Origin of the sequence: Rathayibacter sp. VKM Ac-2801 (genome assembly GCF_009834245.1) — a bacterium.
Lineage (GTDB): Bacteria > Actinomycetota > Actinomycetes > Actinomycetales > Microbacteriaceae > Rathayibacter.
In genome coordinates this window covers 3,203,596-3,224,660 of sequence record NZ_CP047183.1, presented here as the reverse complement: position 1 = coordinate 3,224,660, position 21,065 = coordinate 3,203,596, and the positions used below count along the sequence as shown (strand labels likewise).

The following is a 21,065-nucleotide window of genomic DNA, read 5'->3' as shown; positions in this document are numbered from 1 at the left end:
AGCACGACGCGGCCGGGCGGGTGGGCCCGGCCGCGTCGGCCGTGGTGGGGTCGCGGCCGAGGGAGCGCATCCTCCGGCCGCGACGGGTCACTCGAAGAGCGACAGGGTGATGGTGGACGAGTACGCGCCGGCGTCCACGTTCACGGGGGTGCGGAGGAACAGGTCGGCGTCGGCGCTCCAGGAGCCCTCGGGGTTGACCTGCTGGGAGTTGCTGGCGACGATCGCGAGCAGCTCCTTGCCCTTCAGTCCGACGCCGTTGGTGCCGCCGTCGATGGCGGTGTCGACCTGGTCGCCGGCGGCGACCTCGCCGAGCTCTCCGCCGTCGACCAGGTCCGGGGTCCAGCCGAGGTTCTCGGCGCCGATGGTGGAGCCGTCGGCCGACTCGAAGTCGCTGGCGGTGCCGATGACGTACCAGGCGGAGTCGGGGGAGACGTCCTCGGCGTCGCGGGTGTCGGTGATGGTGACGGTCGGCAGGGTGCCTGTGAACTGGCGGCGGACGTTGTCCGAGCCGGTCTCGGTCAGCGTCGTCGAGTCCGCGGCGACGGTCATCGAGAGGGCGCCGGTCCCGGGGAGGTCGGCGATGTCGACGTTGACGTCGACGTCGTCGCTGCCGTAGTTGACCTCGGCGGCGAAGGCCGTTCCGGCGACTCCGAGCAGGAGGACGCCTCCGGCCAGTCCGGCGGCTCCGCGGATCAGAAGGGATCGGGTGTTCATGTCGGGTGTTCTCCGTTCTCCGGCCGGCGTCGTCGCCGGCTCGATCTCAGTGGGTGTGGGTCGTGCCCGCGGGTCAGCTGCAGCCGGCCGCGGAGTAGGGGGCGGTCGCGGAGGCCGTGGCCGGCTTCCCGCCGATGAACGCGGTCGCCGTGGCGGTCGCGGATCCGTCGGTCACGCTGGTCGCCCGGGTGGTGAAGGCGGCCGAGACGGTGGCACCGGGAGCGACGTCGGCGAAGCTCTTGGAGCCCCACGTCGTGCCGATCACGATCTTCGCGGCGAAGGCGTTCGGATTCGTGGCGGTCGCGGTGACGACGATCTTCCCGGCGACGCAGCGCGTCGTGGAGGTCGTGGTCACGGTGATCGCGGGTGCCGCGTCGGTCACCGGACCGACGGAGGCGGAGGCCGTCGCCGGCGTCCACTGCGGCTTCGCGGCGGTCACGGCCACCGAGATCGTCGCTCCGCGGTCAGCGGCGGTGAGCGTGTAGCTCGACGCCGTCGCACCGCTGATCGCGGTCCCGCCGCGCTTCCACTGGAAGCCGGTCGCCGTCCACGGGGAGGAGGCGGAGGCGGTCAGCGTGCTGCCCACCGTCGCCGTGCCCGTGATGGAGGCCGCGAGCGGCGCGGTGTCGACGATCGTCTGCGGCGCCACGCTGGTGAGGGTCGGGACGACCTTCTGCATGAGGCCGGTCGTCTTGTCGAAGGTGACCCGGTCGATGGTCGTCTCGCGGTTGGTCCCGTTGCCGCCGGGGATGGCGAAGCGGTGGTAGGCGATGTACCAGTCGTCCGTGCCGGGCACGTTGACGATCGAGTTGTGGCCGGTGGCGAGGATGCCCTGCGACGGGTCCTTCTCGAGGACCACGCCGCGGTAGGTCCACGGTCCGTCGACGGAGGCCGACGTCGCGTAGCCGACCTTGTAGTTCTCGGATCCGGTGTCGTCGATCGAGTAGGTGAGGTGGTACATCCCGTCGCGGTAGTTCACGAAGGTGCCCTCGCGGAAGTCGGTCAGACCGCTGATCCGCTTGATGGTGCCGGCCTTGATCGAGAGCATGTCGTCGGACAGCTCGGCGTAGACGGGCGAGCCGTTGCCCCAGAAGAGGTAGCTCTTGCCGGTCTTCGGGTCGGTGAAGGCGGCCGGGTCGATGGCCTGGCCCGAGTTCACCGACTCGCCGTTGGTGATCATCGCGGTCGGCTGCGCCGTGAACGGGCCCATCGGGCTGTCCGCGACCGCGACTCCGATCGTCTTGCGGTTCAGCGAGGCGTTGTGGCCGGAGAAGTAGAAGTAGTACTTCCCGCCCTTCTCGATGATCGTCGGCGCCCAGGCGTTCCCGGTGGCCCACGGCACGTTCCCGTTCGCGCCGTCCAGCGTCAGGAACGGCTTCTCCGAGCGGGTCCAGTCGACGAGGTTCTTCGAGGACCAGGCGTAGAAGGTGTTGCCGCCCCAGCCGGGAGTCCCGTCGGTGGTCGCGTAGATGTAGTAGGTGTCGCCGAAGACCGCGATGTTCGGGTCGGCGTAGAGACCCGGCAGGACCGGCGACTTCACCGTGACCGCCTTGAGCGTCCACGTGGTCGTCGCGCCGCCGCCGGCGGGCGTGAGCACGACGGTCTGCGGGGTGGAGAGGTCGCGGACGGTGCCCGAGGCGGGGCTCGCCGTGACTCCGGCCGCGGTGCTGAACGTCGGGGTGAGCTTCGTGAGGTCGGTCCCGGGCTTCACCGGGAAGGTGACCGTCTTGGCGGCCGAGTCGACGATCGGGGCCGTCTTCAGGACGTCGCCGCTGAGCGACAGGTCGACCAGGGCCGTCGTGTTGCCCGAGGCGGCGAGGACCTCGGTCGCGCTGAGCGCCCGGTTGTAGACCGCGAACTCGCGGATCTGGCCGCGGAAGCGGTTGTCGCCGTCGTAGTTGGAGCGGCCGATGTAGTTCGCCGAGGTGGATCCGCCGCCGATGTCCTTCGGGTCGGTCGTGACCGTGCCGCTGGCGACCTTCACGCCGTCGAGGTAGATCGTGCCGGTGGTGCCGGACAGCGTGTAGGTCAGGTGGGCCCAGGCTCCACGGGGGAGGGCGGACCCGCCTGCGACGGTCTGCTCCGTGGTCCAGTTCCCCGTGGCGAGGCTGGTCCGGTAGTTGTTCCCCGAGGTGAAGAGGTAGCCGTCCCCGGCGCCGTTGGTGGTGTTGCCCAGGCCGTAGAGGAAGTAGGGGCTCGCCTGCGCAGGGTCGATCCACACGTCGGATTGGATCGTCAGGTCCGTGACGCCGGCGAGCAGGTCGTTCGGCAGCTTGACGTAGTCGTCGGTGCCGTCGAGCTGCAGCGCGCCGTCCTTCCAGGTGCCGCCCGAGGGCAGCGTGCCGTTCTGGCTGTTGCCCGAGCTGTCGCGCACCGTGGTGCCCGAGCCGCCGTCGAAGGAGTAGCGGAGGATCTCGCCGGCCGCGTTGGCCGGCTTCGGAGCGGGGCCGCCGGTGGTGCTCCCGTAGGCGGCGAGCAGACGCGACTCCTCGGCGCTGGAGAGGCGCAGCACCGATCCGTGGCGGAAGGGCTTCGAGAACGAGTAGGTGCTCGCTCCGGTCGCGCCGACGGGCAGCGCCGTGAAGCGCATGTCGGCGAGGGTGTCGGTGACGTAGGCGGTGTAGCCGTTCGAGTCGCCCATCGCGACCCAGCGGCCGTCGGGCAGCTGGTAGACGGTGAGGCCCTCGAGGTGGTCGGAGAGGCCGCGGGACTTCTCCTCGCCGCGGGCGATGACGCGGGTCCAGGGGCCGGCGAGGCTGGTCGCCCTGTCCACGACGGTGCGCCAGTCGGAGGTGGAGAAGCGGTAGTAGGTGCTCCCCTCCTTCGCGATGGTCGTGTCGATGATGTTCGGGCCGTCGGCGTTGTTGGTCGACGAGTTCTCGTCGAGCCAGACCGTCGGGGTCGAGAAGTTCACGAAGTCGCGGGTGGTGCTGACGTAGACGCGCAGCGCCCAGTCGTCCGTGTTCACCTGCGTCTTGTCGCGGCCGGACCAGTAGACGTAGTACTGGCCGGTCGTCTCGTCCCAGATCGCCTCGGGGGCCCAGACGTTGCCCGCGTTCGCCGCTCCGGCGAAGACGAGGCTCTGGTCGCTCCAGGTCACGAGGTCGGTGGAGCGCCACACGACGAGCTTCTGGCTGGCGTTGACCTGGTCCCAGGAGCCTCCGCCGGCGCTGCCCTCGGCGTGCAGATCGGTGCCGAGGATCCAGTACTCGTCGCCCGCGGGGGAGCGGACGAGGTGCGGGTCGCGGACGCCGAGGGTCCCGGCCAGGTTGGCGAGCACGGCCTTGTCGTTGTTCAGCTTCGACCAGTGCAGACCGTCGGTGCTGGAGCCGAAGTAGATCTTCTCGTAGTCGGTCGCGGCGAAGTGAGTCCAGAGGTAGCCCGCGTCGTACTCGGTGTCGAGGTTCGCGGGAGCCGCGGTGACCGTGACGGGCAGCTGCCGGGTCGCGGTGGTGCCGGCGATCGTCGCGGTGAGCGTGACCGGCGTGGCGGCGACCTGGCGCTTGACGACGCCGGTCGTGCTGAGCACGGCGGTGTTCGAGGAGGACCAGGCGACGTCGTACGCGCCGGCCTTCGCGGGGAGCGTCACGTTGCCGCGGACGTCTCCGGCGTTGACGATCGAGAGGGCGTCCAGCGCCTTCTGGGCGTCGGCGTTGACGTCCTTCGCGGGCACGGTGGCGGTGAAGGTGCGGGTCGCCGAGGCCGAGCCGCGGGTGGTCGTGGCGGTCAGCGTCACCGAGGCGACCCCGGTCGCGGGCGGCGTGACGACTCCGCTGGTCGAGACGACCGCGGCGTTGCTCGAGGCCCAGGCGACGGCGGAGCCGTTCGGGCCGGTGGTCGGGAGGGTGAGGTTCGCCGAGACCGAGGAGAGATTCCCGAGGTCCAGGGCCGCGGAGTCGCGGGAGACGCGGGTGCTGTCCGAGGCCTGGAGGGTCGCGACGTCGGCCGCGCTGAGCGCGGTGCTGTAGACGCGGAAGTCGCGGACCGAGCCGGCGAGCGTCTTGTCACCGGTGTAGACGGAGCGGCCGATCGCGTTCGCGGTGGTGGCGCCGTTGCCGATCGCGGCGGGAGTGATGGTCACCCCGGTCTGCTGCGCGACCTGGGTGCCGTCGAGGTAGAGGCGGGCGGTGTCGCTCGCGTCGTCGAGCGTGTAGGTCAGGGTCTTCCAGACGCTGCGCGCGAGGTTCGCGTTCGAGTTCACGGTCTGCTCGGTGGTCCAGTTGCCGGTGGCGATGGAGGCCTTGTAGCCGTTGCCCGTCGTGTAGAGGTAGCCGTTCCCGGCGCCGTTCGTCGTGTTCCCGAGCCCCCAGATGAAGTAGGGCGTTCCCTGGTTCGCGTTCACCAGGACCTCGGTGCTGACCGTGATCGAGTTCAAGCCGGCGAGGACGTTGTCGGGCAGCTTCACGTAGTCGTCGGTGCCGTCGAGCACGACGCCGGCGGCTCCGCGGGGTGCGGCTCCGTTCACGAGCGTGCCGGTGCGGTTGTTGCCCGAGCTGTCGGCAGCGACGGTGCCGCTGGTCTCGTCGAGCGCGTAGCGCAGGACGAGGCTGTCGGACGGATCGGCGCTCGCCGACTGGGCCGTCAGGAGAGGGACGGTGAGGGCCACGGCCGTCACGAGGACGAGTGGTCGCAGGAAAGGCTTCATCGCGCTTTGCTCCAGGGTCGGCACCATTGCTGAGGGAGGGAGTGTGCCGGCTTCGTACGCGGCGATGTTCACGGTAACACTATGTTGACGTCAACGTGAAGAGCCTAACCGGAACATTTCCCGACACTCCCGATGGAGGCGAACCGGTTCGACGATCTCGCGAGCATCCCTGAGCGGAGCAGGCGCCGGTGTCCGGCCGGCTCAGTCGCGATGGTCGTCGCGCGAACGGCTCAGGGCGCGGTCCATCGCCCTCAGTGTCCGGAAGCCGGCCTGCTCGGCCACGGCCGCGCGGGCCGACGGCGAGAGCGACGGACTCGCGGCGAGCAGCGACGCGGCGAGGTGCACGCGCCGCTCGCGGAGGGTCGCGGCCACGGTCGTGCCTCGGCGGTGAAAGGCGCGGTCCAGTGTCGCCCGCGAGACGCCGAGCCGCCTCGTGAGCTCGCTCGCGGTGAAGTCCGCGTCACCCGCCTCCGCTTCGATGACGGCGATCGCGCGGAGCAGCACGCCCTCGAGTCCGTCCTCGGGGAGGGAGGGGTGCAGGCTCTGCTTGACGAGGGCCGATGCGGCCGCCTCGAGCGCCCGGCGCAGCTCGCCGAATCCGGGTTCGCCCGCCGAGAGATCCGCGTTGAGGGTCGCATTGATGAGGGAGACGAAGGCCCCGCTGTAGCTGTCGGCGGCGGGCAGCGTGCAGGACGGCTCGTCCGCGAGCGCGCTCGTGAGGCCGAGTCTGCCCCAGGACGTCCTCAGCGCCAGCCAGGCGGAGTCCTCCTCCGCCTGGAACCGCGCGGAGTCGTCGCGCCGGAGGAGGGCGAGCCCGCCGGGCCGCAGGCGAGCGGAGTCGAGAGGGCCGTCGACGACGACCTCGCCCGCGACCGGCACGATCAGGTCGACCTCGGCCCGGTCGCGGGGGAGGAGGGGCGGATCCGTCCGGAGGGTGCCGGGCGTGTGCCAGAGGCGGCTCAGCCGGAAGCCGTCGACGGCGAGCACGTCTCCGGCGAGGTGCAGGGGCGGAGCTCCATCGGCCGACCACCGGATGCTTCTCAGCCAGGCCTCCACGCGGGGGCCGCTCAGCTGCAGCGTCTCGACGAGACCGCGCAGGGCGGCCGGCTGCTCGGAAGCGGTCACCGGGCTCCTTCGCAGCGGGGACGGAATGGGCGGGCGGGAACCACGCTAGGCAGGGAAAGGGGGTGCCGGTGCGGGGCGGCGCGTTCCTCGGCGGACGAGGCGCCCGTACGTGGCGGAAGGGCGGAGGCGGCCCTCCCGCCCGCGGTCCGGCGGGACGCGGGCGGAGAGGGCCGCCGGGCGCGGATCAGGCGCAGGCGGTCGTCGTCTTGATCCAGTGGGCGCTCACCGTCCCGTCCTGCGCCAGGGTGAGTCCGGCGGCGCTGGGCTCGGTGCTGGCGCCGGTGCCGATCCGGCGCCATCGGTTCGCCAGGCGGTCGAAGTACCAGACGTCGCCGTTCGCCTTCACAGAGACGTTCCCATCGGCGCCCTGGCCGTAGGTGCGGACGAACCCGGAGTTCTGCTCGACGGACGCGAGTCCGGTGCTGTACTGCAGGACCCCGTTCTTGATCCAGTGGACGTTGACCGTGCCGTCCTGCTGCTGCGTGAAGCCGGCTGCGCTCGGCTCGGTGCTGGCGCCCGTTCCGATCCGGACCCACGGAGTGTCCCTCCGGGGCGTGTACTGCCAGATGTCGCCGTTCGACTTCACGGCGACGGCGCCTCGCTCTCCCAGGGCGTAGACGCGGACGAATCCGGAGTTGCCCGCCACTGCAGCGGGACCGTCACCCAGCTGGACCACTCCGTTCTTGATCCAGACGGCTTTCAGGACTCCCGCAGGGTCCCGGGTGATGCCGGCGGCACTGGGCTCGGTGCTGGCGCCGGTGCCGATCGGGTTCCAGTTCCTCCCGTCGTACTGCCAGATGTCGCCGTTCGCCTTCACGGAGACGTTCCCGTCCGCGCCCTGGCTGTAGGTGCGGACGAAGCCGGAGTTGCTCGGGACCGTCGCGGCGCCCTTGTAGTACTGCAGGACCCCGTTCTTGATCCAGTGGGCGTTGAAGGACCCGTCCGAATTCTGCTGGGTCATCCCGGCGGTGTCGGGCTCCGACGAGGCGCCCGTGCCGATCTTCTCCCACGACTTGGCCCTCGTGTACTGCCAGACATCGCCGTTCGCCTTGATCGAGACGTTGCCGCCCGCGCCCTGCGAGTAGGTGCGCACGAATCCGGAGTTCTCCGGGACGGAGGCGAGTCCCTGGCCGTACTGCAGCACGCCGGTCTGCCGGACCGGGAGCGAGGTGCTCGTCTGCGCGGAGCCGCCGGCGGCGGTGACGGTGCCGGTCGAGGGGCCGGCGATGACGTCGCCCGCCGGGATGGTGGCGACTCCGCTCCCATCGGTCAGGTAGGTGCCGGTCGCGCCCGATCGGAACCGGAAGCCGGCCGGGAGCGTCACCCGCACGGGCACGTTCGAGACGGTGCCGCCGGTGAGCGTCATCGTGATCGGCGCCGTCGTGGCCGTGCAGGCGATGCTGTTCGACGGGACGGAGCTGAAGGCGAGTGTCTGGGTGGTCGAAGCGGCGGCGGCCGGGGTGGCCGTCGCTGCCGCGATCACGGGCAGGGACCAGGTGGCGCCGGCGACGACGGTGCGTCGCGTCAGCGGACCCTGTCCAGCGGGGGTGGTGTCGGAAGTCACGGTGAAGCTCCTCGGTCTGTCTTCTCGCCGGCGGCCTGCTCGGAGGACGGGGATCGTCAGCTCGGCTGCTTCGGCGGGTGCGACGGGCGCCGCACCGTGGGGGAGTCTTCCCGCGGGCACTCGGTCGACCCAAGCGGTCGGGGCCAGGTGAGGAGGAAGTGGCGTCCCGGTGAGGAGGGGAGGGTGGGCTCCACCGCCGTCCCGAGGGACGGGGAGGAGGCGAAAGGAACCCTGATCAGGTGTTTCTGGCCATCGCCCGTTCCGCAGGGATTCCGCCGGTGCGGTCGATGGGAGCGTCGACGCCCGCTGTGACCGGTTCCGTGACAAACGGAGCGTGCGACGTCTGCGAATCCTTCACGTGGTGCGGCGTCAGGGTGCCCACGAGGAGGGGGGCGCTCGATGGGGTCGAGGACAGCGGAGATGTACGAGTACCTCCACGACCAGTGGCCGGACGCCGGCACCGAGGCTCCGGGGCTGCGGATGGAGGGCGCGGGCGCGCCCGGTCGAGCGGTCGCGCGGATCTGGGCGCCGAAGGGCTGCCGCCTCGATCCGTCGCCGCACGCCGAGCGGGGTCCCGGCGCGCATCTGCTCCTGGTCGTCGAGGGCGGAGGCCGGGTCCACCAGGAGGGGCGGGTGCTCGAGGCGCGCCGCAATCATGTGGTGATCCTCGACGCGGAGCTCGAGACGCGGATCGACTTCCCCCGCCCGAGCGTCACCTACGCGTGGTCACTGGGCGGGAGCGTGCTCGGGAGCCGCTGGATCAGGGAGCGGCTGGGCGAGGTGCTGCCGGTGCGGGAGGCGATCTGGTCGCCGGCGCGCGGCCTGACCAACGGGCTCCTCGACGGCGATCCCGCTCTCACCGACCAGCCGGCGATCGCGCGGGCGGGCGAGGCCCTCCTGAAGGCGGTCGTCGAGAGCAGTGCCCCGTGGACGCGTCGCGGTGCCGACCAGGTCTACGGCGAGGCGATGGCGCTGATCGAGGACCGGTACGGCGATCCCGCCTTCAGCGCAGGGCAGCTCGCTCGGGAGCTGCTCGTGTCCGAGCGGACGGTCGCCCGGGCGTTCTCCTTCCTGGGCAGGACCGCCCGGGAGGAGCTCGACCGGCGCCGGGCGGGAGCGCTCCGCCTCCGGACGGGCCTCCGGCTGCAGGCGTCTTCCGAGTTCGCGCGTGAGGCGGAGGAAGCGGGGTTCACCTCCGTCGAGGCCGCGGAACGGGCGCTCCGCAGGCTGGCGGACGGCCGCTGACGCGCCGCCCGAGCCGCGGGCTCCGCTGCGTCCCTGACGCGGTGACACCGCTCGGCCGTGGAACGAACCGGTTCGATCCCGCTCCTGGGAGATCGGTCGGCATGCCTGCGGGGCGCAACGCCCCGAAGCAAGCTGTCGTTCGGAATCCAGGGGGAGTGATGGCTGGTCGGTCGGAGGCGGTTCAGGAGCAGGTCGTCGAGGCGTGGAACGAGCACGCGGCGGGCGCGTCGGGGCTGCGGATCGCTGTCGCAGGGTGGCCCGGACGCCGCCTGACGAGGGTGTGGGCGCCGAGGGGGCTCCGTCTCGACCCGGAGCGCGCCGAGCACTCGGGCGCCTCGGCCGGTGTGCACGCGGTCCTGACCGTCGAGGGTGGAGCCTCCGTCGAGCACCGGGGTGAGAGCCTCGATCTCGGGCCTGACACCGTCGTCGTCCTCGACGCCCGGTCACCCGGACGGGTCGACTTCACCCGGTCGACCCTCGCGTACGTCTGGGACCTCGACGGGACCGCCCGGCGGAGCCAGTGGGTCTGCGACCGCCTCGGAGAGGTGGTGCCGGTGCCGAAGCCGGTCTGGTCCCCGTTGCGCGCCTTCGCGAACAGTCTGCTCGAGAGCGGCCTCGGCGCCGACGCCTCCCCGAGCGCGATGCGGGCGGGCGAGCTGATGCTCGAGGCGATCGTCGAGCACAGCGCTCCGCGGCGCTCGGGCCGCCGTCCGGATCACGTCTACGCCGACGCCCTGGCGGTCATCGAGGAGCGCCATCGGGATCCCGGCTTCACCGCCGACCTGCTGGAACGGGAGCTGCAGGTGTCCGCGGGCGCACTCCGGGAGGCCTTCGCAGTCCTCGGCCGCGAGCCCTGTGCGGAGATCGAGACGCGACGGGCCGGGACCCTCCGGCGCCGGATCGGCTCGCGGCCGCGCACCGCCGCGGACCTGGCGCGGCTCGCCGAGGAGTCGGGCTTCGCGTCGGTCGGGCAGGCCGTGCGCGCGCTCGACCGGCTCGCCGGAGCCCGCTGACACCGCCGGACGGTCCGAGCGCGTCGACGCCCCCTCGTCCGCGGGGGACGAGGGGGCGTCGGGTGCTCGGGCGTGAGCCCGGTCAGGTCTTGCTGCGGGCCATGACGGCGCGCTGGAGGAGGACGAAGACCAGGAGGATGCCTCCGGTGATGATCGTGGTCGCCTCCGGCGGGATGCCGCCGTCGCGGGTGATCAGGACGTTCATCAGGCCGAGCACCAGGGCGCCGACCACCGAGCCGAGGACGAAGCCGACGCCTCCCGTGAGCAGCGTGCCGCCGATGACGGTCGCCGCGATGGCGTCGAGCTCCCAGCCGGTGCCGGTGATGTTCTGCGCGCTGCCGAGGCGGGCCGTGTAGACCACGCCGGCGAGACCGGCGAGGGTGCCGCTGATGATGTAGATGAACAGCTTGGTCCGCACGACCGGGAGGCCCATCAGGGCCGCCGACTGCTCGGAGCCGCCCATCGCGTACACCGTGCGGCCCAGGCGGGTGCGGTGCAGCACGAAGAACGCTCCGGCCACGACGAGGATCGCGATGATCACGCCGGGGCTGATGACGAAGTCGTTCACCTTCGGGCCGTCGATCAGCTTGATCGGGGTGGCCAGGCTCAGCACGGCCGAGTCCTCGGGGAGGCGCTCCGGGACGGTGCTCAGCATCGAGGCGAGACCGCGGGCCAGGAACATCATCGCGAGTGTCGCGATGAACGGCTGCACGTTGAAGTACTGGATCAGGACGCCGGAGATCACGCCGAACAGGGCGCCGATCACGACCATCAGGACCATCACGAGCCAGGGGTTCCAGCCGGCGTTGATCAGGAGCACGCCGCTCACGCTGCTGAACGCGATCACCGCGCCGACCGAGAGGTCGATGCCGCCGGTGAGGATCACGAAGGTGAGGCCCACGGCGAGGATGATCAGGTGCGCGTTGTTGACCAGCAGGTTCGAGATCGTGCTCGCCTGCAGGATGCGGCCGTAGGCGGCCTCGCCGTAGACGATCATCCCGAAGAAGATGATCAGCGCGGCCAGGGTGGGCAGCTTGTCCAGGTGCTGGCTCAGCCAGCCGCGCGCCCCGGAGGTGCGCTTGGTGCTCGCCGGAGGGGCGGAGCGGGTCATCACGGCACTCATGCGGGGATCGCCTCTTTCTGCGGGACGCTGCGGCGCGCCTCGCGACGGGACTTGAAGGCGGAGCGGACGCGCTCGGACTGCAGGAGGCAGAGCGCGACGATGACGATCGCCTTGAAGGCGGGCGTCGCGGAGGACGAGACTCCGAGGAACACGACGGTCTTGTCGAGGGTGGCGATCAGGATCGCGCCCACGGCGGCTCCGGTGATGTTGAACTTGCCGCCGGCGAGCGAGGTGCCGCCGATGACGACCGCGAGGATCGCGTCGAGCTCGAGCTGGTAGCCGGTGCGCGAGACGTCGACCGTCATCACGCTCGCGGTGGCGAAGACGCCCGCGACTCCGGCGAGGATGCCGCTGCCGATGTAGGCGGTCATCAGCAGGCCCCGGCGGTTGATGCCCGCGAGGCGGGCCGCCTTCGGGTCCATGCCGATGGCCTCGATCATCAGGCCGAGCGCGCTGCGGCGCACCAGGACTCCGACGACCACGACGATGGCGATGGCGAGGAGGAACACGACCGGGAGCCCGAAGACGTACCCGTTCGCGAGCCAGCGGAAGGGCTCGTTGGTGGCGGCGGTGTTCTGACCGCCCGTGATGACCTTCGCCAGGCCGCGGCCCGCGAGCATCACGACGAGCGTGCTGATGAAGGGCTGGAGGCCCACCACCGAGACCAGGACGCCGTTCACGGCTCCGAGCACGGCGGCCACCAGGAGGGCGACCGCGAAGGCTCCCGCTGCGGCGCCGAGCGAGTCGGGCGCTCCCGCGGAGTTGAGGAACTCCATCGAGACGGCGCCGGCGACGACCATGATCGAGCCGACGGAGAGGTCGATGCCCCCCGTCGCGACGACCAGGCACATGCCGACGGCGATCATCAGGATCGGAGCGGCGGCGCGGGCGATGTCGATGACGTTGCCGACGAGGTAGCCGGTGGTGGGGCTGACCGAGACGGCCAGGTAGCCCGGGTCCTTGACGACGTTGACGAGGAGGAGCAGGGCGATCGCCACGACTCCCCAGAAGTACTGGCGGCGGATGATCCCGCCGAGGACGGATCCCCGGGCGGGTCGGGTGTCGCTGCTCATGATGCGGCCTCCTGCGTGGCGCTCTCGAGGACGACGACGTCCTCGTCGACGACTCCCTCTGCGGCGATGGTAGTGACGATCGACTCCGCAGTGACAGCGGGACCGTTGAGGATCTCCGCGATCACGCGGTGGTCCTTCAGGACGATGATGCGGTCGCTGAGGCGGACGACCTCGTCGAGCTCGGACGAGATGAAGACCACGGCGACGCCCTCGCCGGCGAGGGCGACGACCTTCTCCTGGATCTCGGCCTTCGCTCCGACGTCGATGCCGCGGGTCGGCTCGTCGAGGATGAGGATCTCGGGGGCGGTGGCGAGCCAGCGGCCGAGGAGGACCTTCTGCTGGTTGCCGCCGGAGAGCTTGCTGATCGGGCGGTCGGGGTCGGCCGGGCGCACGTTGAGCTCGACGAGGTACTTGCCGACGATCTCGTCCTTCTCCTTCTTGGAGAGGGGGCGAGCCCAGCCGCGCTTGGCCTGCACGCCGAGGATGAGGTTCTCGCGGACCGAGAGGTCGCGGATGATGCCCTCGTCGCGGCGGTTCTCGCTCGAGAACGCGATCTTGTGGGCGAGGCCGGCGGTCGGCGTCGGGACGTCGATCTTCTTGCCGTGCATGGTGATCTCGCCGGTGTCGGGCTTGTCGACGCCGTAGATCAGGCGCGCGAGCTCGGTGCGGCCGGAGCCGAGGAGCCCGGCGAAGCCGACGACCTCGCCGCGGTGCAGCGTCAGGTCGGTGCTCTCGATGGAGCCCTTCTTGCCGATGCCCTTCGCGGTGTAGAGCGGGGCGTCGCGGTAGAGGTGGTCCTGGCTCTCGCGCTCGGAGTCGAGGGAGCGCAGCGCCGCGATGTCCTTGCCGATCATCTTCGAGATCAGCGAGGTGCGGTCGAGCTCGTGGGTCAGGTACTCGCCGACGAAGGTGCCGTTGCGCAGCACCGTCAGGCGGTCGCTGATCGCGTAGACCTGGTCGAGGAAGTGGGAGACGAAGAGGATCGCGACGCCCTCCGCGCGCAGGCGGCGGATGACGACGAAGAGGTTCTCGACCTCGTTCGCGTCCAGGCTCGAGGTCGGCTCGTCGAGGATGAGCACCTTGGAGTCGCTCACCGTCGAGCGGCTGATCGCGACGAGCTGCTGCATCGCGATCGAGAGCGAGGCGAGCGACTGGCGCGTGTTGAGGTGGCCGAGGCCGAGCTTCTCGAGCGCGACCTTCGCGGCCTGGTGGGTGGCCTTCCAGTTGATGCCGAAGGGTCCGCGGACCTCGTAGCCGAGCATCACGTTCTCTCCGATGGAGAGGTTCGCGACCAGGTTGACCTCCTGGTACACGGTGGAGATGCCCGCGGCCTGCGAGTCGGCGGTGCCGGTGAGGCGACGGGTCTCCCCGTCGATCACGATGTCGCCGCTGTCGATGCGGTAGACGCCGGTGAGGGCCTTGATGAGCGTGGACTTGCCGGCGCCGTTCTCACCCATGAGGGTGTGGACCTCGCCCGGGAACAGGCGGAAGTCGACGCCGTCGAGGGCTTTCACGCCGGGGAAGCTGATCGAGATGTTCTTCATCTCGACGATCGGAGGCGAACCTGTCATGTCGCGTCGTTCCGTTCTCGAGCGGGGCGCAGCCGAGCGGGTGCGCCGAAGGGTCGGAGCGACCGGGGCCGGCGGGAGAGCCGGCCCCGGTCGCTCCGGGGGACTGGTGCCGCGTCGAGGACGACGCCGGGCGACCGGTGGTGCTGAGCGACTAGAACTTGCGGTCGGGCAGCGCGGTGGCGGCGGCCTCGGGCGAGTCGAAGGTCTCGCTCGGGACGACGATCGAGGACTCGACCGTCTCGCCGGCCAGAGTCTTCTCGACCGCGTCGAGGGCGGTCTCGCCGAACAGCGGGTTGTACTCGGCGACGAAGCTCAGCTCGCCGTCGGCCAGCGCCTGCAGGGCGTTCTTGGTGCCGTCGATCGTGGCGATCTTGACGTCGGTGCCGGGGGTGAGGCCGGCCTCCTGGACGGCCTGGACGGCGCCGAGGCCCATCTCGTCGTTCTGGGCGAAGACCAGCTGGACGTCGTTGTTGTTCGACTTCAGGACGGTCTCGAAGACGCTCTTGGCTTCCTCGGTGGACCAGTTCGCGGTCTGCGCGCCGATCTTGGTGAACTTCGAGTCGGCGCCGATGACCTCGTCCCAGCCCTCGTTGCGCTCGTTGACGACCGAGACGCCCGCGGGGCCCTCGAGCGTGAAGTACTTCGCGCCGCTCGGGAAGGTGGTCTTGGCCCAGTCGGCGACCGAGGTGCTGACCGCGATGTTGTCCGGCGCGATGCGGGTCACGTAGAGGTCGGTGTTGTCCGGCTCGATGCCGCGGTCGATCAGGATGACCGGGATCTCGGCCTCCTGGGCGCGCTCGAGCGAGTCCTCCCAGCCGGAGCCCTCCGTGGCGGAGAGCAGGATGATGTCGACGCCCTCGTCCACGAAGGAGGTGAAGGAGTCGATCTGCGACTTCTGGTCTCCGTTGGTGGCGGGTGCGTACTTCAGGTCGAAGCCGGCGTCCTTGGTGAACGTGTCCTCGATGTTGGTCTCGTTCGCCTGGCGCCACGCGCCCTCGGGGCCGACGGCCACGAATCCGACGGTGGTGAGGTCACCGCTCGAGCCGGAGCCCGAGTCGGAGCCGGAACCGCCCGAGCAGCCCGCGAGTCCGAACGCGAGTGCGCCGACTGCTGCGAAACCCAGGAACTGGCCGATACGCCTCGTCTTGGACATAGATCTCCTCCTTGAGATCGCGGGCACGGAGAGCGCGCCCGAGATGGTGGACCCCGAAGGGCCTCGAATGCGGGCCTAGCGGCCCGAGGTGCGGTGAGTGCAGGATGTGCAGTGGGCGCCGGCCGAAGCAGCGCCGCGTCGAAATGTTACCGTGAACAATTCTTGTCACGCAACAGCGCGGCACGGTGCTTCGGTAACGATCCGGTCGCGGGGCTCTCAGGGGGCGTCGGATCGGACGCGGATCTCGTCGCCCTCGAGGGTGAAGCGCAGCGACGTGCCGACCGCGAAGCGCTCCCGCAGGGCCTCCGGCGCCGTCGAGGTGACGGTGAACTGCGCGACGGCGGGGAACGCGCCGGCCGTGCACCCCTGGAAGAACAGGCCGTCCTGCGGCTCGGCGGTGCGGACGATGTACAGGCACGAGCCGTCGCTCGCGGATCGGCGCTGGCGGACGACGGTGAGCCCCGTGTCGGCGGGTCGGCTCTGCCTCACGACGGTGAGCCCGCCGAAGTCCTCGGTGGTCACCGAGCCGTCGAATCCCAGTCCCTCCCAGCCGGGGAGGTCGGTGCCGTTCGACAGGGGCAGCACGGCGACCTCGCGGCCGGGCTGACCGTCCCCGGCGGTGGCGAGGAGGGTGGCGCCCACGGCGACGGCGGCCGTCGCGGCCAGCGCGGCGAGGAGGAGGAGGCCGCGCCGACGGGAGCGGCGGGGCGGGACGTGGTCGAGGGGGTCGGACGCTTCATCGGCGGGGGCGTCCGCGGGAGGTGCGGCCTCCTCGGGAGCCGCCGCGTCCGGCTGCGCGGTGTCCGGGGCGGGATGCGCGCGGGCTTCGAGCGCGGAGAGCCGGGCGAGCGCGCCGGGGTCCCGCTCGATGTCGGAGCCGCGGCCGTACGCGCGCCGCTGCAGCTCCGCGAGCTCGTCCGGTCGCTGATCGTCCACCCCCGGATCCTCGCAGGCCCGGCGCCCGAACGGGACCCGCTCGATCCGCGGGGGAGGTCAGTCCTCGTCGTCGTCGAGGTCGTCGTCGCGGTCGGCGGCGATCATCTCGACGATGGTGTCGACGGTGAGCCAGGGGCCGTTGCTGACCTCGCCGATCTTCTCGCGGTCCTTGAAGACGACGATGCGGTCGCTGAGGCGCACCACCTCCTCCAGCTCGGACGAGATGTAGACGACGGTCACCCCCTCCTTCGCGAGCTGCGCGATGTGCGCCTGGATCTCGACCTTCGACGCCACGTCGATCCCGCGCGCCGGCTCGTCGAGCACGAGCAGCCGCGGACGGGTCGCGAGCCACCGCGCGAGCACCACCTTCTGCTGGTTGCCCCCGGAGAGGTACTTCACCGGGATGTCCGGGTCGGCCGGCGAGATGTTCAGCGCCTCGACGTAGGTGCGCACCAGCGTGTCCGTCTCGGCGGCCGAGAGCGGGTGCGCCCAGCCGCGCAGCGCCTGCAGGCCGAGCACGAGGTTCTCGCGGAGGGAGAGGTCGCCGATGATCCCGTCCTCGCGCCGGTTCTCGCTCGAGTGCGCGATGCGGTGGCGCAGGCCCGACACCGGATCGGAGATGTGGGCGGGCTCGCCGTCGATCAGCACCTCACCGGTGTCCGGCTTCTCCACTCCGCTCACCAGGGACGCCAGCTCGGTGCGCCCCGAGCCGCGCAGGCCCGCGAAGCCCACGATCTCGCCGCGGTGCAGCTCCAGATCCGTCGGGCCCACGGCGCCGCGGCGGCCGATGCCGTGCGCGCGGTAGATCGCCGGGCCGACGGGCTGGCGGCGGTGCTCGCGGCGGTCGGAGCCGATCTGCCTCAGCGCGTCGATGTCCTTCCCGATCATCTTCGCGATCAGCTCGGCGCGGTCCATGGTGTGGGCCGGGTACTCGCCCACGGTGCCGCCGTCGCGCAGAACGGTCAGCCGGTCGCTGAGGGTGAGGACCTGCTCGAGGAAGTGCGAGACGAACAGGATCGCCACACCCTGGTCGCGGAGCCTCCGCAGCACGGTGAAGAGGCGGGCCACGTCGCTGAGGTCGAGGCTCGAGGTGGGCTCGTCGAGCACCAGCACGCGCGGCCGGTCCACCATCGCCCGGCTGATCGCGACCAGCTGGCGGATCGCCGGGGAGAGCGAGCGCAGCGGCAGGTGGGAGTCGAGGTCCTCCAGGCCCAGCTCGGCGAGCATCTCGGCCGCCCGGTCGTGGGTGCGCGACCAGGAGATGCCGAAGCGGCCGCGGACCTCGTGGCCGAGCATCACGTTCTCGCCGATGCTGAGGTTGTCGGTGAGGCGCTCGTCCTGGAACACGGCCGTGATGCCGGCGGCCTTCGCCTCCGCGGGGCCGCTGAAGCGGCGGGCGACGCCGTCGACGAGGATCTCGCCCGCGTCGGGCTGGTGGATGCCGGTGAGGGTCTTGATCAGCGTGGACTTGCCCGCGCCGTTCTCGCCCATCAGCCCGTGGATCTCGCCCGGCACCAGCCGCAGGTTCCCGTCCTTCAGAGCGGGTCCGGAGGCGAAGGAGACGCGGATGCCGGTCATCTCGACGACGGGTGCCGCGGAACTCCGGGTCGTCCTCGATGAGATCGCCACGTGCCGTCCTCGGTTCGTGTGCGGCGCGCCGTCAGGGTCCGGCGTGCCAGGGGCTGCCGCCGATGATACGCGAGCGCGTGCGGCGGGACGGGAACAGGAGGGTCACGATCGGGGAGCGGCCGTGGAGGAGCGGATCACCAGCTCCGTGGGGATCCGGGTGCGCTGCGGGATCTCCTGGCCGCGGATCCGCGCGTGGATCACCTCGGCGACCGTGGTCCCGAGCTTGTCGAAGTCCTGGCGGACCGTCGTCAGCGGCGGGAGGAAGTGGCGCGCGGTGGGCAGGTCGTCGAAGCCGACGATGCTCACGTCCTCGGGCACGCGGATCCCCCGCTCGACGAGGCCGTGGATCACTCCGAGCGCCATCTCGTCGTTCGCGACGACCATCGCGGTGAAGTCGGGGACCGACTGCAGGCTCGCGGCGAAGTCGTACCCGGAATCCGGGGTCCAGTCGCCGATGACGATCGGGCGCTCGTGCATCCCCCACGACTTCGCGCGGCTGTGGAAGGCGCGCTCGCGGGCCCGTGCGTCGAGCCAGTCGAGGGGGCCGGAGAGGTGCAGCACGTCGCGGTGGCCGAGGTTGCCCAGGTGGTCGACGGCCTGGAACATGCCGGCCTGCTGGTCGACCGAGACGGTGAGGAAGCTCGGGTCCTTGTCGCTCTTCACCACGAGCGTCGGCACGCCGATCTCGACGGTGCGGAGGGTCGCCACCGAGGAGGAGCGCGGCGCGATCACGCAGAGCGCGTCGATCCCGAGGCCCATCAGGTGGTCGATCGCGTCGGTGGGGGTCATCTCGAGGTCCGGCCGCAGCGCGACGGAGGTGATCGAGTACCCCTTCTCGCGGGCGGCGCGCTCGATCGCGCGGAGGGTGCTCGACGGCCCGTACTCGGCGCCGCTCTCGATCATCACGCCGATGCGGTCGGTGCGCTGCGTGACGAGGGAGCGGGCGGCGATGTTCGGCCGGTAGTTGAGCTCGTCGACCGCCTCGAGGACCTTCTGGCGGGTCGACTCCTTGATGTTGGGGTGCCCGCTGAGCACACGCGACACGGTCATGTGCGAGACGCCCGCGACCGCCGCGACATGGCGGAGGTTCGGCCGATCGGCCATGAGAGGACCTCCTCCGCTCCCCGGGCGGGTGAGCCGCGCTCCTCAGGCGCGGACGAGGCGGAGGAGGCTCGGCTGCCGGAGGTGGGACCAGCATAGCCAGACGGGCCCGGACGGCCGGTGGGCGCCTGCTGAGCGGACGCGGATCGGCCGCCGGGTCGCGCGATCCGCCGGGACGGGCCGCCCTGGAGGCCGCACGGGCGGGTACTCTCGGGAGCCTCATGGCACGCGACAACGAACCGACCGTCACCCTCACCGATCCGCTCGAGGAGCGCCTGCGCGCGCAGGTCGCCCGCGAGGGGGAGCGCGTCGTCGCTCTGCGATCCGCGGCCCTGCTCACCGGCGGGTACGAGGGCGAGTCCTTCCTCCTCACCGTGGGCGGCGAGCACGCCGACGGGATCCTCAAGGGAGCACCCTCCCTCTACTGGCCCGAGCTCTGGGGCGCCCGCGCGCTCCTCTACGTCTGGGACGACGACGCCGCCGACGCGGTGATCGCCGGACTCGCGAACTCCTCCTGGCGCGTCCGCGAGATGTGCGCCCGCGTCTGCGCCGAGCGCGTCCTCGGCGGCCAGAAGAAGCTCGCCCGACTCACCACCGACGCGCATCCCCGCGTCCGTGCCGCCGGAGCCCGCGCGCTCGTCGCCGCGGCCGTCGCCGGGACGACGTCGGGTCGCGACGAGAAGGGCGAGTTCGCCGCCAGCGTCGAGGGCACGCTGACGGCGATGCTGCGCGACCCCGACCGCGACGTGCGCCGCGCCGCCCAGCAGGCGGCGGACACGCTGCGGGCCGCGCGCTCCTCCTCCTGAGCCGGCCCGATCCCGTCGTCGCGCCGTCGGCCCGTCAGGCGGTGACCGCGTCCGGGTCCGCCTGGTCGACACCCCGGCCGAGATCGTCACGGAGCTGGGGGAGACGCTCCGGCAGACTCCGCTGAGCATCGCGCTGACCGGCGACGCCTCGCGGTTCGACGGCCCGTCGCGCAGCTTCGGCTACCGGTGGTTCGCCGATCCCGACGCGAGGCAGCGGTACGCCCCGGAGGAGCACGCCTTCCTGTCGCGCCTCTACGCCTCGCACCTGCGCGAGCTCGTCGCCCTCCGCGGGCCGGGCACGCCGGCCGCCCACCTGGCCGACCTCACCCTCGCGCGCAGCGCCGAGCTGCGGCTCCTCTGGGAGACGCGCGAGGTCGGCGTGCGCCCGAGCGAGGTCAAGCGCTTCGTGCATCCGGCGGTGGGGCTGCTCGAGCTGAACTGCCAGACCCTGCTCGATCCGGACCAGTCGCACCGGCTCCTCGTCTACACCGCGGCGCCCGGCAGCGAGAGCTACGGGAAGCTCGAGCTGCTCGCGGTGCTCGGGCAGCAGACCGTCGGCGGGAGCTAGCGGCCGGCTCCCGCCTCCTCGTCCGCGAGGCGCTGCAGGAACCGCTCGGAAGCGGCGGACATCTCGGACGGCACCTCCAGGGAGCCGAGGTACTCCACGACCGCGGTCATCTCGTGACTGCGCCGGACGGCGTGCTTGCGGCTCCCGGTCTCGTAGCGCTCGATCTTCGCCTCGACGTCGCCCGAGAGCTGCGCCGCGATCTGCTCGCGGATCCACGGCTCGCAGCCGGCCGCGCGTCCGGCGGTGACCGCTTCGACGACCACGGCGGCGAGGCTCTTCATGAGGACGCTGCGCAGGAGCTTCCGAGAGGTGGCGACTCCGGCGGGTCCGTCGATCCGCTCGACCTCCGCGCCGAGGGAGAGGAGGTAGGCCTCGACGTCGGCCGCCGCGGTGCCGCTCACGATCGTCTCGGTCCGCGCGCCCTTCGCCGGCACCGGGCCGAGGATCGCGACGTCCGCGAACCGGGCGCCCGCACCCTCGATCGTGCGCTCGACCGCCTCCATCGTGGCGGGGGAGGCGGTGGTGAAGTCGGCGTAGACGGCTCCCTCGCGCAGGTGCGGCGCCGTGTCGTGCGCGATCCGCTCGCTGAGGGAGGCGGCGGTCAGCACGATCACCAGATCGGCGGAGGCGACGGCTCCGGCCAGGTCCGGGGTCCGCTCCACGCCCTCGGGGGTCGAGGGCGCTGCCGGGTCGTAGCCCGAGACGGTGTCGCCGTGGGCCGCGGCGGCCGCCGCGTAGAGGGCTCCGGCCTCGCCGAGTCCGATGAATCCGATTCGCATCGAGTGTCCTTTCCTTCGCC

The 21,065-nt window shown here is 71.4% G+C and carries 15 protein-coding genes and 1 pseudogene; 4 read left to right on the top strand and 12 right to left on the bottom strand.

Annotated elements, in window-relative coordinates; translation table 11 throughout:
• Positions 1–87: 87 nt before the first annotated feature.
• From GSU45_RS15030 to GSU45_RS15015, 4 genes are all read right to left on the bottom strand, one after another.
• Positions 88–714: a hypothetical protein gene (locus tag GSU45_RS15030; RefSeq protein WP_159916116.1), complete on the bottom strand. Its 627-nt coding sequence runs from the start codon at positions 712–714 to the stop codon at positions 88–90.
• A gap of 73 nt (positions 715–787) precedes the next feature.
• Positions 788–5,359, bottom strand: coding sequence for a family 43 glycosylhydrolase (locus GSU45_RS15025; RefSeq protein ID WP_159916114.1), 4,572 nt, complete (start codon positions 5,357–5,359; stop codon positions 788–790).
• 201 nt (positions 5,360–5,560) lie between these two features.
• Positions 5,561–6,484: a helix-turn-helix domain-containing protein gene (locus GSU45_RS15020; protein WP_159916112.1), complete on the bottom strand. Its 924-nt coding sequence runs from the start codon at positions 6,482–6,484 to the stop codon at positions 5,561–5,563.
• A 184-nt stretch (positions 6,485–6,668) separates the two neighbouring features.
• Positions 6,669–8,048, bottom strand: coding sequence for a hypothetical protein (locus tag GSU45_RS15015; protein WP_159916110.1), 1,380 nt, complete (start codon positions 8,046–8,048; stop codon positions 6,669–6,671).
• Positions 8,049–8,468: 420 nt separating this feature from the next.
• Between GSU45_RS15015 and GSU45_RS15010 the strand changes: the two genes are divergently transcribed.
• Together GSU45_RS15010 and GSU45_RS15005 are read left to right on the top strand one after the other, a co-directional pair.
• A complete protein-coding gene (locus GSU45_RS15010) occupies positions 8,469–9,293 on the top strand; it encodes a hypothetical protein (protein ID WP_159916108.1) in 825 nt (274 codons plus the stop codon).
• Between the two features lie 158 nt (positions 9,294–9,451).
• The gene (locus tag GSU45_RS15005) at positions 9,452–10,306 is read left to right on the top strand and encodes a hypothetical protein (RefSeq protein WP_159916106.1); all 855 of its coding nucleotides are present in this window, start codon (positions 9,452–9,454) and stop codon (positions 10,304–10,306) included.
• An 82-nt stretch (positions 10,307–10,388) separates the two neighbouring features.
• Here the strand turns inward: GSU45_RS15005 and GSU45_RS15000 are convergent, their stop codons facing one another.
• From GSU45_RS15000 to GSU45_RS14970, 7 genes are all read right to left on the bottom strand, one after another.
• Positions 10,389–11,429 carry a sugar ABC transporter permease gene (locus tag GSU45_RS15000; protein WP_104222391.1) on the bottom strand — a complete coding sequence of 347 codons (1,041 nt, stop codon included), beginning with the start codon at positions 11,427–11,429 and terminating at the stop codon, positions 10,389–10,391.
• Entirely contained in the window at positions 11,426–12,502 is a 1,077-nt protein-coding gene (locus tag GSU45_RS14995) for an ABC transporter permease (RefSeq protein ID WP_104238658.1), read from the bottom strand. The genes GSU45_RS15000 and GSU45_RS14995 overlap by 4 nt, the downstream gene beginning before the upstream one ends.
• Positions 12,499–14,073, bottom strand: coding sequence for a sugar ABC transporter ATP-binding protein (locus tag GSU45_RS14990; protein WP_159916104.1), 1,575 nt, complete (start codon positions 14,071–14,073; stop codon positions 12,499–12,501). Before GSU45_RS14990 ends, GSU45_RS14995 begins: the two co-directional genes overlap by 4 nt.
• Before the next feature lie 151 nt (positions 14,074–14,224).
• On the bottom strand, positions 14,225–15,226 hold the full coding sequence (locus GSU45_RS14985) for an ABC transporter substrate-binding protein (protein WP_104238659.1): 1,002 nt from the start codon (positions 15,224–15,226) through the stop codon (positions 14,225–14,227).
• 216 nt (positions 15,227–15,442) lie between these two features.
• Positions 15,443–16,162 (bottom strand): hypothetical protein, encoded by a 720-nt coding sequence (locus GSU45_RS14980; protein ID WP_159916102.1) that lies wholly within the window; start codon positions 16,160–16,162, stop codon positions 15,443–15,445.
• Positions 16,163–16,219: 57 nt separating this feature from the next.
• Positions 16,220–17,740, bottom strand: coding sequence for a sugar ABC transporter ATP-binding protein (locus tag GSU45_RS14975; protein ID WP_159916100.1), 1,521 nt, complete (start codon positions 17,738–17,740; stop codon positions 16,220–16,222).
• A gap of 153 nt (positions 17,741–17,893) precedes the next feature.
• Positions 17,894–18,895: a LacI family DNA-binding transcriptional regulator gene (locus GSU45_RS14970; protein WP_104238662.1), complete on the bottom strand. Its 1,002-nt coding sequence runs from the start codon at positions 18,893–18,895 to the stop codon at positions 17,894–17,896.
• A 218-nt stretch (positions 18,896–19,113) separates the two neighbouring features.
• On the opposite strand from GSU45_RS14970, the gene GSU45_RS14965 reads away from it, so the two are divergent.
• Together GSU45_RS14965 and GSU45_RS14960 are read left to right on the top strand one after the other, a co-directional pair.
• Complete coding sequence (locus GSU45_RS14965) at positions 19,114–19,698, top strand: HEAT repeat domain-containing protein (protein WP_244248136.1); 585 nt, start codon at positions 19,114–19,116, stop codon at positions 19,696–19,698.
• 46 nt (positions 19,699–19,744) lie between these two features.
• Positions 19,745–20,266: pseudogene (locus GSU45_RS14960) on the top strand (transcriptional regulator); the annotation flags it as partial.
• Here GSU45_RS14960 and GSU45_RS14955 read toward each other — a convergent pair.
• Positions 20,263–21,045, bottom strand: a complete 783-nt coding sequence (locus tag GSU45_RS14955) for an NAD(P)-binding domain-containing protein (RefSeq protein ID WP_159916098.1) — start codon at positions 21,043–21,045, stop codon at positions 20,263–20,265. The pseudogene GSU45_RS14960 and the gene GSU45_RS14955 sit on opposite strands and share 4 nt — an antisense overlap.
• Positions 21,046–21,065 lie beyond the last annotated feature (20 nt).

Coding starts and splice junctions, on each gene's coding strand:
- GSU45_RS15030 (WP_159916116.1), bottom strand. CDS start 714: ATGAACACCCGATCCCTTCTGATCCGCGGAGCCGCCGGACTGGCCGGA.
- GSU45_RS15025 (WP_159916114.1), bottom strand. CDS start 5,359: ATGAAGCCTTTCCTGCGACCACTCGTCCTCGTGACGGCCGTGGCCCTC.
- GSU45_RS15010 (WP_159916108.1), top strand. CDS start 8,469: ATGTACGAGTACCTCCACGACCAGTGGCCGGACGCCGGCACCGAGGCT.
- GSU45_RS15005 (WP_159916106.1), top strand. CDS start 9,452: ATGGCTGGTCGGTCGGAGGCGGTTCAGGAGCAGGTCGTCGAGGCGTGG.
- GSU45_RS15000 (WP_104222391.1), bottom strand. CDS start 11,429: ATGAGTGCCGTGATGACCCGCTCCGCCCCTCCGGCGAGCACCAAGCGC.
- GSU45_RS14995 (WP_104238658.1), bottom strand. CDS start 12,502: ATGAGCAGCGACACCCGACCCGCCCGGGGATCCGTCCTCGGCGGGATC.
- GSU45_RS14990 (WP_159916104.1), bottom strand. CDS start 14,073: ATGACAGGTTCGCCTCCGATCGTCGAGATGAAGAACATCTCGATCAGC.
- GSU45_RS14985 (WP_104238659.1), bottom strand. CDS start 15,226: ATGTCCAAGACGAGGCGTATCGGCCAGTTCCTGGGTTTCGCAGCAGTC.
- GSU45_RS14975 (WP_159916100.1), bottom strand. CDS start 17,740: ATGACCGGCATCCGCGTCTCCTTCGCCTCCGGACCCGCTCTGAAGGAC.
- GSU45_RS14970 (WP_104238662.1), bottom strand. CDS start 18,895: ATGGCCGATCGGCCGAACCTCCGCCATGTCGCGGCGGTCGCGGGCGTC.
- GSU45_RS14965 (WP_244248136.1), top strand. CDS start 19,114: ATGGCACGCGACAACGAACCGACCGTCACCCTCACCGATCCGCTCGAG.
- GSU45_RS14955 (WP_159916098.1), bottom strand. CDS start 21,045: ATGCGAATCGGATTCATCGGACTCGGCGAGGCCGGAGCCCTCTACGCG.